Source organism: Staphylococcus felis, assembly GCF_003012915.1.
Lineage (GTDB): Bacteria > Bacillota > Bacilli > Staphylococcales > Staphylococcaceae > Staphylococcus > Staphylococcus felis.
Window position 1 is genome coordinate 805,464 of record NZ_CP027770.1, and the last position, 14,604, is coordinate 820,067.

Genomic DNA, 14,604 nt, shown 5'->3' on the forward strand with positions numbered 1-14,604 from the left:
GCACTGTGTGGTATATTTTTTATACAAAGTTGAGCAAGGCGCTCGTATTTTTGATTAATCGTACTAAAATGATGGATACGTTTAAAAGGTGAATGAATTCCGTATTTAATTTCATGCACCAATTAGAAAGGAGCTAATGTAAGGAATGAGCAAAGAAAAAACAAAATGGAGTTCTCCTTTATTCATTATTATTATGGGAGGATTAGCGGCTTTTGCGCCATTATCCATCGATATGTATTTACCGGCATTACCAGAAGTGATGCGTAGTTTAGATGCATCTACATCAAGTGTGCAGCTGAGTTTGACTTGGTTTATGCTTGGGATGGCTGTTGGTAATGTAGCACTCGGGACATTGTCTGATTCAACGGGACGTCGTAAACCTTTAATATATAGTTTAGTGATTTATTTTATAACATCAATACTGATCGCATTAACGACGAACATTTGGGTTTTAATCGTTTTACGTTTTATCCAAGGGTTCGGTGGTGGAGCAGGAATGGTTTTATCCAGAGCAATTGCGACTGATTTATTTGAAGGGGTAAAGTTAACTAAATTCTTATCTTTATTAATGTTAGTGAATGGTGTTGCACCCGTTATATCACCGATGCTAGGTGGATTTATACTTGGATTTTCATCATTTAGAATGATCTTCTGGGTGTTGGCGGCATTTAGTTTACTTATGTTAATAGGTGTATTATTCAAGGTGAATGAAACACTAGCGCATCATGAAAGAAGACCTTTACAGTTCAAAAATGTTTTATCTGATTTTAAAGTTTTATTAACGACACGTAGTTTTATTGTACCTACGCTCATTCAAGGTCTTACTTTTGGGATATTCTTTGGGTATATGGCTGCATCGCCATTTATATTACAAAATATTTATCCATTAAGTGCACAGCAATATAGCTATGTATTCGCGATGACAGGTTTAGGTTTGGTGATGACTGTTCAAGTGACAAGTAAACTTATAGATTATTTTGACCAACATACGTTATTTCGAGTATTCTCGGCGATACAAATTGTAGGTGGTATTTTAGTTATCGTTGCTTTAATGAATCATTGGTCACTTTGGGTGTTGCTTCCATCGTTTTTACTCATTGTTTCGCCTATAGCTGGCATTGCAACGTTAGGTTATGCGATTGCAATGGAAGGTCTTACAAGAGGTAAAGGGAGTGCCTCAAGTTTAATTGGTTTACTCCAGTTTGCAATAGGGGCTTTCGCAACGCCATTAGTAGGTATACAAGGAGAACATAGCGTGATTCCTTTTGTGATTGTACTCATTGTTATTATGGTATTAATAGCGGTATTACACGTATTCCAATATTTTAAAGTTGAAAAGCATATACAATAAGTGATTCTGTTGTAAAGTTGCTTTTATAGTATGGGGCTGGGACATAACAGCTCCATTTTTTTATGCCAAAAAATTAGTGATAGCTAGTCTGTTAATCTGAAGAAGACATGTTTTAGAACAACTTATAAATAATAACGAAATTTTAGTTGATGATAGTCTATTGCAGACAGATAAACATTAAATACTATATTAGAAAATCAAAAAGAAAGGGTATATATAAGACAAAAGTACTGTGTTGAGAAATGAGAATTAAAAATAGAGCTATCTTTTAAAGATTAATAGTTCTCTAGTGTAACCTTCTTAATTCATATGTTTATAAAATGACTGGAGAAGCTAATTTATTCAGCTGTAATACGCATATCTATAACTATATTTTTATTCTTAAGCGGGTTTATTTCCATATTTTACGTAAAAAATTAAAAGTAGTTATTATCAATTTAAATATTGATATGAGTCTGTTTGTTATTGACATTATACATTTGAAGTCTATACTATATTTGTAAATATACTTTGTATTGAAATGTATAATTGTAATATTATCGAATTTATTCTTTTAATACTTCTAATCAATTCAAATATATAGAGATACACTACCATTTTAACAATATTAAACGAAATGGTTCTTTTGAATAACAACATATGAAAGTGTGCTAAGTGTGATTTGAGATAGACTTATATTGATATTAAAAATAAGTATAACGCTACTTCAATTAAATACCTTCATAATGCTTCAAAATTTGAAAAATAATCTGTTGAATTGATTGCGTTATCCTCAAACGCTAATTGTTATATTAACAACCGCATTAAAGTGATATTGTGATAATCATAATATAAATATTGATAAGTGATATAGGAAAAGAAGTAATCAAAAGGCCATGGATAAATAAGATATTTTTGGGAGGTAAGGATTTGAAATTTGATCAACGTATTATCGAGACAGAATTGCATGGAGAGTGGTATCGTAAGCCAGAAAATGATTGGTTTGTAGATAATATCACTATTAATCCAGCACAAGCTAAGATGGAGTTTAATAAGGGGCATAAAGTCATGTTTATCGCAATTGATTCTGATACGTGGCATAAAGGGTCTGGGAATAGAGGCATTTATTCAGGATGGACGGATACACATACAACTGTGTCGAACCATCAAAAATATATTAGCGGTGCGATTGTAGCGCGACCTATTCCAGAGTTAGATTCATCAATCCCACAGTATGTTGTTGAAGATACATACCAAACTATTAAAATTTTGGCCGATTACGCTTACACACATAGAACGGGTAAGATGATTGCGATTACAGGAACTGCAGGCAAATCAACATCAAAAGGACTGCTTGATACCCTTTTGAGTTATCAACATCAAACCGTTTCAACTAGAGGAAATCATAATACACGGACTGGTGTGCCATTAACGATGGCAAATGCGATTACGCAACCAGATTACACTATTATAGAAGCGGCTATTTCAAGTCTGTGGATGCGCTCTGGCGGTATCATGAAAAACTATGCCCCTGATATTGCGATGATTACATCAATTGATGGAGGCCAACAAAAGGATGTTTATCAAACTGCTGTACTTAAAGCAAAAATAGCAGAGGGTATGAACCAAAAAGGAACTGTCGTTTTAAATAGAGACATGAATGCGTATGAAACCGTCAAACAAAGCGTCGAACAATACAACCGCAACATTATAACATACGGCTTTAATGAACAAGCGGATAGTAAAATTATTAGTGTTAAAGAAACGCGTACGACAACGCTTGTCGAAGCGGATGTATTAGGTGAATGGGTTAAATTTGAAACACAATTAAATGGTAATGGCATGATACAAAATATTCTCGGCGTGCTTACTATTATTAAATTACTAAATGTTGAACTATTACCGTTATTGCCTGAAATCAAAAAATATAAGCCAAATAAAGCAGTTCAAAATTTTGATGTATATCAAACAAAAGAGGGACATCAATTTACTTTAATTAATGATACTTGGAATGCAACAGGTATTGCAATGATTGAAGCAATCAAGTTATTAAGCACTAAAGCAAAATATCATAAAGGTAAGTCGATTGCACTTATTGGTAGAATTGAAAATTTAAGTGAAGAAGAAGCCAAACGTCAACATGAAGCAGTGGCAGATGCAATTATAGAATCAGACATTGATATTGTATATGCCCATGGTCCTGAGATGAAATATATGCTACGAAAGTTACCACCAACAAAAATTGGAGGTTACTATGAAAGTGCGGAATTGATTGCGCGTCATATTGCAAATGTAATTGAAGATGATGATATTGTAATGTTAAAAGGGTCTCCAAGATCAAGTAACTTTAAGTTTGTTAAAGACGAATTACTTAAAGCGATTCAATCTGATGAGGCAGTACCACCTAAAACAAGTGAAAGTATTCATAGTAATGGATACGGTGTAGCGACATATGATTTAGAAACAGGCGAAAAAGTAGCAAGCTTTGGCAAACAAGATGTAATCCAAAATCAAGGTGTAGGTGGATTATTAGTCATTAATCATATATTAGATTTATTGTTCGCTAAAAAGCTGAATTTAACAACTGAATATCGCCCTGATGCACAATCTATACGTGAAAGCCAATCACAAAATGCAATATCACTTTCAAACGATAGCAAACTATCACTCGAAAAATTGATACAAGCGGCAGTAGTTAAAAATGCCCCTAATGCGCTATTAATGCTTGCGAACACAGTAATTGGTTCCAATCAAAAAAGTATGAAAGTCATACGTGAAATGGTCGGGAATCTTCACTTATCAGCAGATAGCGCGCATAACATCACAGGTAGACGCATTCGAAATAAAAGACAGGCTTTGACACTCGATAGCTTATTTAAAGTAGGAGAAAAGCTATATACAAAGGCACCACTTATACAAGATTTATTAAGTCAAAAAATATTCACGCACCAAAACCAGACATATAGAGCGAAAACAAATCTTTATCATTATGGCATGATTACGCATGGACTTTTTTATGGACAAAATGACTCTATCGGTGTCACGCTATCAAAATTAAATGGGCGCAAATATGTATCAGTAGTGATTGGCGCGCAAGGGATGTTCCATAGAGACGCATTGATATATCAAAGTTTGTCCGCTGTGATAACAAATAATGTAAAGCCTTATCCTTCTGAAGAGGCAAAAGTGATTGACAGTGATAAATCAGTGTATACAATTAATGTTTTAGGAGATACTTACTTTGGCGAATTTTATACACGAATTCGACTTAGACAAGGTAAAGAATGGTATGTCAACAGATTTCTAGACAGTTTTTATAGAAACTATCTTTGTACGCTTTCGGCGTCAGATAATTTAATGCACTATGAGGTCGAATGTTGTTATACCAATTAACATAATCAAACAATTCGAGTTTTAAGTGATTAATAGATTTAAAATCATACTGTTTAATGAATTCAGTTTTTAACGCTTTAAATGTACTTTCAGCTACTGCGTTGTCATATGGACATCCTTTCATGCTTAAAGATCTTTTGATACCAAAGGTATCTAGTACATCATCAATCATGTGATTATCAAACTCTTTTCCTCTGTCAGTGTGAAACATTTGTACGTCTCTTAAATCGTGTCTAATGCTACTAAGTGCCTTGGATACAAGCGTGCTATCTTTCTTTGAGCCTGCGCTATGCCCAACAATCTCACGGTTAAAAAGATCAATAAATAAACATATGTAATGCCATTTTCCAGCCACTTTTACATATGTCAAATCACTGACAAGAACTTCCAATGGTTCTTTTCTATTGAAACTTTGATTTAATTCATTATTGATTTCGCGTTCACTTGAGCGAGAAGGAAATGATTTATACTTCGATGTCGTATAAGAAGATACTAATTTATTTGCTTTCATAATGCGTCCTATACGTCGTCTTGAGACATTTAAACCATTTTTGATAAGTTCATTTTTAATCCTTCTTGTTCCAAAACATTTGCGATTAGAATTGAAAATCTCGATAATTTTATCGCTAATTTCCTTATCTCGATCATCTTTTTCAACGTTGGGTGATTTGTTAATTTCGTAATAGTAACTACTTCTAGAGATTTGCAGGACTTTGCACATTGCTGATACTGAATATTTATTGGCATTCTTTCGAATGACATCTATTTTCGTCCCATGATCAGCGCTGCTTGCTTTAAAATATCATTTTCCATTTTCAATTGTTGATTTTCTTTACGTAATTTTCTTAGTTCTTTTTCTTCATTAGTTAAGTTATCTTGATGGTTAAATGAACCAGTATTTTGATGTTGCTTAATCCATTTCCCTAACGCCGAAGGTGTTAAATCATATTCACGAGCAATTTCATTTCTAGGCTTACCATTTTCATAAAGCTTTACCATTTGTAATTTAAATTCAGGACTAAAAGTTCTTCTTTCTCTTGTCATAAAAATCGCCTACTTTCTTAATTTAACAATATCTATTCTCATAGAATTTGTCCAACTAAGTGTAGACGATTCAGAAGATGCATTGACGCGTTTTGGACGAGCGTATAGTTTCGATCAACTAAGACCTTTTATACAACGTGCAGATTTTAATATTTGTAATTTTGAAGCGGCAATTTCTGATGATCGTAACGAATACTTAAAAATGAGAAAACCTTACGTATTGCATGCTGATTCAATTGGTAACGTTAGTACGTTAAAAAACGAAAAAATCAATCTGGTAACGTTAGCCAATAATCATCTGATGGATTGTGGTGTCGAAGGATTAAATCAAACAATAGACCAATTCCAACGGTCTGGTATTGATACAATCGGGGCTGGACGAGAACAAAATGAGGCAGAAAAGCCATATGTGATGAATATCAACAACCAGCGTATTACATTCTTTAATGCCTATTGGTATAGAAAACCAATGTATGAAGCTTTTGATTTCTATGCGATTGGAGACGAACCGGGTGTAGCTTGTATGAATATGTATATGTTAGAATCTATCAAGGCGGAAAAAGAAAAGTATCCAACAAGTAAGATTGTTGTTATTGCGCATTGGGGTGTGGATTTCAAGAGTGTTCATCCATTACAAGTCGAATATGCAGAGCAATTGAGTGCTGCAGGTGCAGATCTAATCATTGGTCATGGTGCACACATGATTCAAAAGGTAGAAAAAATAGGCCATACTACAGTAGCATATAGTATTGGTAATGGCGTGTTTAATAGTAATGGTGAATACAATAAGCGATTTGTGCCAGCATATAGCATGATTGCCCAGCTCATTTTAGAAGAAAATCAACCTCTTAAACTCAGATTTTATCCTATCTATGGGAATAACTTAGAAACATTCTGGCAACCAAGATTTTTAAACGAAGAAGAATTTAAGCATTTTATCAATATGATGAAAACATATGGATCAGAAAATATGGAAATCGGAAAAGATGATTATTATTATATAGAAACAGTTATATCATAAACGAAGAAATAGCGATGAAGTGTTAGAAAGATTGAAAACAACATCGCTATTTTTCATATTATTTGATTGATGAAGATAATTTATATACAGGGAGGATATAAGATTGAAAAAACTACTAATATCAATTATTGTTTTTTCATTTGTAACATCAAGTTCTATTGCTAATGCGGATTCATATTTGGAAAAAGTTGTGAATAATAGAGATGCAGGTATCATGGAGGCTCAGCAATTAGTTCAGGAAATCAGTAATAATGATTTAGATATAAAGGCTATTGATAAAATTGATGAATCAATTAGTGGTATCGGTATTTTATCAAATACTAAAAATAAAGTTTATGGTTCAGCATTTGTAGTAGACGATTATACACTTTTAACCAATAATCATGTAGTAGAAAAAGGGTTTGGAACTCGAAACCAAACAAAATATGATGCAGAAAATGTGAGTAATTTAAAGTTCATGCCATCTAGAAACGGAAGTAATATACCTTATGTATTTAATATAAAAGATATCAAAATGATTAAAGGTGTTGATGTAGCTATTGTGCATACAAAGGAGAAACTAACGGATAAAGTTAAACCTTTAGAAATAGCAAATGAAAAAGATATTAATGATATGAAATTTAAAGACCGAATTACTACTTATGGTTATCCAGCTAAAGAATTTTTAGGCAGTAATTTTGAAAGAGACAATAGGTATAAGTTATATAAATCAGAGGGATTTTATATCCGTAATGTTAATAGTGACGATCCACAATTTTATTCAAAACTCATTATTAGAAAAGGAAACTCAGGTTCTCCAATATTGAATAACAACAATAAAGTGATAGGTATTAATCCAGGAGGAATGAACAACACTAATGCTAATATTACAATCAGAGGTAAAAATGAAATGGCGTATGCAGTTAGCTTTATTGGTTATGTAAAAGAAGAGGTAGATAAGTATAGATATTAATCATTATTAAATGAGCTTTACTAAGAATGAAGAAGTTTAGGGTGGATTTTTGTATATTAAAGTAGAGTGTACAATAATTATAAATAAGTAGAATTTTACGGAATTACTGTGTTTTATCGATTTTTGAACTGCTTAGCTATATTGTTTTGCTCGTAAAGTGGCATATTGATTTGTAAAACTCAATACTTAGTTAATTTTACGTAACATAATGTGTATCAAAAGGCACGGTTTTGAGTATGAAAGTTACAATAATTTGTGTCACTTTTTTATTCAAGAAATCACATATTTAACAATGAAAAAAGGAAGTTAATCAACAATAAATTGTTTAACTTCCTAAATTAGTATGACTAGTTTATTTGAAAGAAAGCTTCATGTGAATGAATGCCTTCTTGCTATTTTTTTAACTTAAGTCTTTTTGAGAAATTAGAATTGTTGTCCCATTTCTACTGCTTTTTGATTTGCAAGTTGTTTAATTTCTTCTGCTTTCTGAGGTGCGGCGTTGTGACCTTCAATAATAACAGTATCGTATGAAGGGACACCGTAGAAGCCCATTAATGATTTAATGTAGCGATCACCGTGTTCCATTTCAGTTCCAGGTCCTTCACTATAGAGTCCACCACGCGCTTGAATGTGAAGGGCTTTTTTGTCTGTTAATAAACCAACAGCGCCTTCTGGAGTGTATTTAAATGTTTTACCAGCAACTGATACAGCGTCAAAATAGGCTTTTAATACTGGAGGGAATGATAAGTTCCACATTGGTGATACGAATACGTATTTGTCAGCGTTGATAAATTCATCAACGATTTCACCTAAACGGTTCACTTTACGACTTTCTTCTTCTGTTAATGTTTCGCCATTTTGTAATTTGCCCCATCCAGAGAAGACGTCAGCATCGATTTGAGGGATATCTTCTTTAAATAAGTCGATGTGTACGATTTCATCTTCAGGATGAGCGTCTTTGTATGAATCTAAGAATGCTTTACCAGCAGCCATAGAAGCTGATACAAGTTCGCTTAGGGGATGTGCAGTAATATAAAGTAATTTAGTCATTTTAAAAGTTCCTTTCTATTAGTGAATGTTAACAACGATAACTATTATATCAAGTATAATAATTATATCAAGATAAAACTTCGAATTCGTAATAAAATACTCCAAATGGCCGATATTTTCAAAGTTTATCGTGAGAAATGATAAGTAAAAAAGTATATATAGTAATAATATATGTATATTTTTACAGTTTTTTACAGGTTGATTACAAAAAAGAGTAAAGTTGTTTACATAGTCAATTTTTATATTTAAATGTGCTAGTATTTGTTTAGTCAATAATGCAATACAAATTGGGAGGACTTATTTTTATGAAAAAATTAACAACCGCTACAATCGCTACGTTAGGTTTAGTTACTGCTGGTATTGCTATCCAAGGTGAAGCAGATGCTGCAGAACAAGCACAATGGATTACATCTTATAACACAACTTATTCAGAAATGACACATGATTATGTCACAATAGATAATTTAGGAAACCGTCATCATACTTTAGATGGTAATTGGGATCCTTCAATGTTTCAAAATGACGCGTATTATTCACAATATGTAGATGAAGAAGGTCATACACACTATATTTATTATTTAACTGATAACGATTACTCATTAAACCAATCACATGAATCCATTCAAGCGAATGGCTATCAAGGTTATATTGGTCAATCAGACTACGTGACACCGTATCAATCTTCATATAATAGTGAAAGTTACAATGCTGATGAAAATAATACAACGCATTGGTCAGCAAACAATACAAATCAAGTAGGTTATGGTACGCAAAATGGTAACAACACAGCTAGTCAAGCACCTACAGTACAAGCGCCGACAACTAATGGCTCACAAAATGATGGCAGTGCTAATATTAAGCCTGCTTCATCTAAAGCAACAGGATCAGCTGGATGGTTGAATAAATATCCACAATGGCAACCATATGGCCAATATCATGGCGGTGGAGCGCATTATGGTGTTGACTACGGTATGCCTGTAGGAACACCTGTATATTCTTTCACAGACGGTCGAGTAATCGATAGCGGATGGAGTAATTATGGTGGTGGAAACCAAATCACTATTCAAGAAGCAGGTACAAACAACTATCAATGGTACATGCACTTGAGTCAATTAAATGTGAAAAAAGGTGACACAGTGTCTGAAGGTCAACAAATTGGATTATCTGGTAATACAGGTAACTCTACAGGACCTCACTTACATTTCCAACGCATGCAAGGTGGTATTGGAAATCAATACGCAGTGAATCCAACAGGCTACTTAGCTTCCAAATAATACAAGTAAAAAGTCTGATATGTATCAGCAATCGAAAAACTTCGAGGTTTTCGTAAGCATTTACGAAAAATTTCGAAGTTTTTCCTTTAATGATATGTCTAGTCGTACCACGAGGGTGTTTAAATGCATTCTCGGGTATTGTTTCCTATCATTCACATATCGTGGTCAATCATGATTAGGAATCAACATGGATGTTTCTATTGGAAGTGTAATTTATAATCTTTATGCATAATACACCTCGTTAATTTAGTTTTTGTAGTGATGAATTAAATGATACGAAAGTGTCTTTTTTTAGTATAATAGTCGGTGATTACATGTATAAACGAAGTCATCTCATACAAAGTTTTATCATAAAAGAAAACGCTAAGACGAATTTTTATAATCATCTTAGCGTTATTTATTTTAGGATGTATGTTTTAGCCTCTATAGTATAGATACGATATATTGGATTAGTGTGTATCTTCAAATTTTTGAAGTCTTGGATAGTAATTGAAAAATTGGAAGAACTTAGCACTTAATAAAGATTTTAAATAATAATCGATGCCGATTTTACCACTGTTAAAGCCCCCCATAAAGATGAAGATGCCAATTAAAATATATAATGGGTTGACAGATACGGTACCTGCAAACAAGAACATAAAGTTTAATCCTAAACCGATAAATGAACCGACAGTAGTGAATAAGCCTAAAACTAAAAACAGTCCTGTCAGGATTTCTAACGTTGGAATCAAAATATTAATCAAAGGTGTCATTGGTAAAACGATAGTGTCTAAAAACCAAGTGAATACTGGATATTGAACTCCCGCTTCTGACATAACAGGATTATCGATTGCATTTTGCAAATAAGCCCCTGCATCAAAGCCTCCACTCATAACCTTTCCGAATCCAGATTTTAGCCAGCCAAATCCTAAATATAAGCGAAGCAATAATAAAATAATACTCGCAATTTTACTTTGTTGTAACCATTTAACCATAATACAGTACCTCCCGAAATAGCTCTTTCTTTAGTTATTTTTAAGTATACTTATTATATCTCTTAACAATTTAAATTATATTATAATGTGAATATAATCACAATAGAAAGAGTTTTATTTCACAAAATTGTCACAAAAGTGAACGATTGGATGATATGTTAATGTTATAGATAAAGGGGTAAAGAAGTGGTGAATGCGTATCACTGTATTTTAAAAATGATAGTGGTATAATTTTTATAACACAATAACTTTTCAAAATAATTAAGGAGTGATTCAAGTGGTTGAAGTAAAAGATTTACAAGCTTTAAAAGAAGCAAATACAGAAAACAACGAGATTATCGTAACAGAAAATATTGCTTTAGAAGGTGAATTTGTATTACAACCTGGTGTCACATTAAAAGGACAAGATGCTACAATTGAAATTTCAGGAGAAGGTCAATTAGTGGGTCTATCTACTAATAATACGATTGAAAATATTACATTACGCACTAATAAAGATAATGATGCAGTGTACTTTGATGGAACAGGTGCACAAGGTAAATATGTCTTGAATAATGTAACAACTTATGGTGCAGTTACATTAATCGCTGACGACGCAAAAGGCGATATTCAAGTAGATGTCGAAAATGTAGATGTTGTTGAAGCAAATGTAACTCACAAAGAAGAAGGGCCTCAAGGATTTGGTGTAACAGTTATCCAAGGGGGTATTACAATTTGGAACCGTACACCAGATATTCGCTTTGATGCTGAAGTGAGAGAGGTATCGGTAGGCCGTGAAGGTGAGCCAGTTAATGGTAGTGGTGTATTTGTATCAGGTACAGATGATGCGAAAATTTATTCAAAATTAATCACTACTAATAATGTTTACACAAACGGATTATTAACTCAAGGTGTTGCCAACCGTATCTCAGGCGGTGTATTCACAGTTACAAATGCGTATGTAGATCGCGTTGAAAATAAAGGATTGACTAAAACGTATGGCTTTAATGATATGGTACTCGATAACTGGGGCTATGTTAAAGAGTGGGTCGTAAAGGATGAAGTACAATCAGAAGGTACAAGTGGTATCGGCTTTGTAAACTTTGGTGATATCGATGCGTTAGATATCCAAGCGCCTATTCGTACTAAAGGAACAGGTGCACGTGGTATTAATAACTATGATGGTACGATTAAAAAATTAGACTTAGATCTGATTGAAACTCACGGTGACGGAGCTGTAGGTATTCAAATCAGTAAACCAGTAGGTCGTATCACAGTGCATAAAGATATTAAAACATATGGTGGCACTGGTGAGTCACTTGTAAAAGGTGTCATTAAACAACTATCAGCGATCGGTATTAGTATTTTAGATGGAGCTGAAGTAGAAAGCTTAGAAGTCAAAGGTAATGTGCATACACACGGTAAAGACATCACACCTGTTCAAAACGAAGGAACAGTTCGTGATGGATTAAAAATCTTAGGCGAAACTTTAAATAAATATGAGTAACTATTTATAAAAAATGAAATAGAGGAATAGTGATTTCAGAAGAAAATTATTTTATTCCAGCTAACCAGGATCACCTATTTTATGGGTGGTCCTGATTCATTAAGTCAAAACATTCTCGTGCAACGGAAGTAACATAATGAAATTCCAATGATGATGCTGTAATTGTAATTAGCATCATCATACACATACACCTATGCTGATATGTACTTCCTATAAGCTTATATATGTTAACAGCAATACTTTTATAGATTCTTTTTCAAAGTGAAATAAGTATGCAAAAATATGTAAAATCAAAAACGCAAATTTGATTTTGATGTGCACCCCAAAAGTTGGACTAAAAAATCTAACTTTATGGGGTGCATTTTTATGGGTAAACATTATAAATTTGAAATCAAGTTAAAAATAGTTCAGGAATATTTAAATAGTAGTTTAGGATATGAGAGATTAGCTAAAAAATATAGTCTATCTCATTATTCTATACTTCAAAGATGGGTTAACCAGTATTTGGAATTTGGACCAAAAGGATTAGATAAAAAATTGCAGAATAAAGAATATACTAGAGATTTTAAAGTATCTGTTTTAAGATTTAGACAAGAAAATAAATTGTCTTATCGAGAAACAGCCAATCACTTTAAAATTTCTAATCCAGCTATGTTAGCCGTTTGGCAGCGTAAATTTAATGAAGAAGGTATTCTCGGTTTAGACAATAAACAGAGAGGACGTCCTTCTAAAATGAAAAGAAAGCAGACAAAAGTTAAACCAGATAATCATTTACCATTAAAAGAAGATGAACGCGAAGAATTAGAAAGACTTAGAAATGAAAATGAAATGTTGAAAGCAGGTATCGCTTATCAAAAAAAGTTACAACGCTTGACCCAACATTACGGAAGCAAACATCCGAAAAAGTAAAGGTCATTAAAGAATTACATGAAATGTATCAATTTGGGTTAAGCCTTCTGTTTGAAGTTACAGAAATAGCTAAATCCGTGTACTACTACTGGCTTGAACGTTTCAAAAAACCTAAAAAAGATATAGATATAGTTGAATCTATTAAGCAAATTTGTAAAGAAAGTGATTATACTTATGGTTATCGTCGAGTTACTCAAGCATTGGCTAATAAAGGAATGACAGTCAATCATAAGAAAGTAAGACGAATTATGAAAGAACACCATTTAACATGTACGAAATTTAAGCATAAAACAAGAAAATACAATTCTTATAGAGGAACTATAGGTAAAGTAGCTAAAAATATATTAAAACGTCGTTTTAATACAGATCGACCTTATCAAAAAGTGGTTACAGACATTACAGAATTTAAATTACGCGATGGAACAAAGGCCTATTTATCACCTTTTATGGACTTATATAACTTGGAAATCTTAAGTTATCGTATATCAAAGCGTCCTACTATAGATATTGTTATTGAACCTTTAACTGAATTACTAGCAATGAGACCGCAACTTTTTTATCGAATGACAATTCATTCAGATCAAGGATGGCATTATCAAAATAGAAACTATATTGAGTCATTAAAAGAACATGATGTATTTCAAAGTATGTCTAGAAAAGGCAATTGCTTAGATAATGCCTCAATGGAAAACTTCTTTGGGTTATTAAAACAAGAAATGTATTATGGACAATCATTTGAAACATTCCAAGAATTAGAACAATCAATTCATAAATATATCAATTTTTATAACAATACAAGAATTAAAGCAAAATTAAAAGGCTTGTCTCCTACACAATATAGGAAACAAACCTTTGAAATCGTATACTAAACCAAAGTACAACTTTTGGGGTTCAGTACATTTTGACACTTTTATATTTTGATTTTTGTCTTTTTGAAAAACCTAAATACCACGAGTTATAATCTGAAGTATTTAAGGATCTTATTTTTAAACGATTAGTGTAAAATTCAGAGTTTTCAAAATTCAAAACTTCCCCTCCGCTTCAAATATTATTTTCATTTAAATTATTTTAGATTCGAATTAAACGTATCTATAATTATATCTTCTAATTCTAAGCCACCATGTTTTTGGCTCTGATTATTCCTTTTTAAGGTGTTAAATCATACGCACGT

Annotated in this window: 11 protein-coding genes; 8 read left to right on the forward strand and 3 right to left on the reverse strand. The window is 32.7% G+C overall.

What is annotated here, in order from left to right:
- The first annotated feature begins 145 nt into the window (after positions 1-145).
- A complete protein-coding gene (gene tcaB, locus C7J90_RS03825) occupies positions 146-1,351 on the forward strand; it encodes a putative multidrug effflux MFS transporter TcaB (protein WP_103210151.1) in 1,206 nt (401 codons plus the stop codon).
- Positions 1,352-2,260: 909 nt separating this feature from the next.
- Complete coding sequence (locus C7J90_RS03830; RefSeq protein WP_106465090.1) at positions 2,261-4,723, forward strand: Mur ligase family protein; 2,463 nt, start codon at positions 2,261-2,263, stop codon at positions 4,721-4,723.
- On the opposite strand, the gene C7J90_RS03835 is transcribed toward C7J90_RS03830, so the two are convergent.
- A protein-coding gene (locus C7J90_RS03835; RefSeq protein ID WP_103209691.1) for an IS3 family transposase occupies positions 4,623-5,767 on the reverse strand; the annotation gives its coding sequence in 2 pieces (ribosomal slippage) (positions 4,623-5,521 and positions 5,521-5,767; 1,146 coding nt in all). The genes C7J90_RS03830 and C7J90_RS03835 overlap by 101 nt on opposite strands.
- 82 nt (positions 5,768-5,849) lie before the next feature.
- Between C7J90_RS03835 and C7J90_RS03840 the strand changes: the two genes are divergently transcribed.
- Together C7J90_RS03840 and C7J90_RS03845 are read left to right on the forward strand one after the other, a co-directional pair.
- Complete coding sequence (locus C7J90_RS03840; RefSeq protein ID WP_232618896.1) at positions 5,850-6,788, forward strand: CapA family protein; 939 nt, start codon at positions 5,850-5,852, stop codon at positions 6,786-6,788.
- Between the two features lie 103 nt (positions 6,789-6,891).
- Entirely contained in the window at positions 6,892-7,740 is an 849-nt protein-coding gene (locus tag C7J90_RS03845) for a trypsin-like serine peptidase (RefSeq protein ID WP_103208714.1), read from the forward strand.
- 423 nt (positions 7,741-8,163) lie between these two features.
- Here C7J90_RS03845 and C7J90_RS03850 read toward each other — a convergent pair whose 3' ends face one another.
- Positions 8,164-8,790 (reverse strand): FMN-dependent NADH-azoreductase, encoded by a 627-nt coding sequence (locus tag C7J90_RS03850; RefSeq protein WP_103208712.1) that lies wholly within the window; start codon positions 8,788-8,790, stop codon positions 8,164-8,166.
- Between the two features lie 305 nt (positions 8,791-9,095).
- On the opposite strand from C7J90_RS03850, the gene C7J90_RS03855 reads away from it, so the two are divergent.
- Complete coding sequence (locus tag C7J90_RS03855; protein ID WP_103208710.1) at positions 9,096-10,064, forward strand: M23 family metallopeptidase; 969 nt, start codon at positions 9,096-9,098, stop codon at positions 10,062-10,064.
- A 449-nt stretch (positions 10,065-10,513) separates the two neighbouring features.
- Here C7J90_RS03855 and C7J90_RS03860 read toward each other — a convergent pair whose 3' ends face one another.
- Complete coding sequence (locus C7J90_RS03860) at positions 10,514-11,038, reverse strand: DoxX family membrane protein (protein ID WP_103208709.1); 525 nt, start codon at positions 11,036-11,038, stop codon at positions 10,514-10,516.
- A gap of 277 nt (positions 11,039-11,315) precedes the next feature.
- On the opposite strand from C7J90_RS03860, the gene C7J90_RS03865 reads away from it, so the two are divergent.
- The 3 genes from C7J90_RS03865 (at position 11,316) to C7J90_RS03875 (ending at position 14,302) form a co-directional block, all read left to right on the forward strand.
- Complete coding sequence (locus C7J90_RS03865; RefSeq protein WP_103208707.1) at positions 11,316-12,524, forward strand: hypothetical protein; 1,209 nt, start codon at positions 11,316-11,318, stop codon at positions 12,522-12,524.
- Between the two features lie 366 nt (positions 12,525-12,890).
- On the forward strand, positions 12,891-13,433 hold the full coding sequence (locus tag C7J90_RS03870; RefSeq protein ID WP_232618807.1) for a transposase: 543 nt from the start codon (positions 12,891-12,893) through the stop codon (positions 13,431-13,433).
- Between the two features lie 23 nt (positions 13,434-13,456).
- Entirely contained in the window at positions 13,457-14,302 is an 846-nt protein-coding gene (locus C7J90_RS03875; RefSeq protein ID WP_116093958.1) for an IS3 family transposase, read from the forward strand.
- The last annotated feature ends 302 nt before the right edge of the window (positions 14,303-14,604 follow it).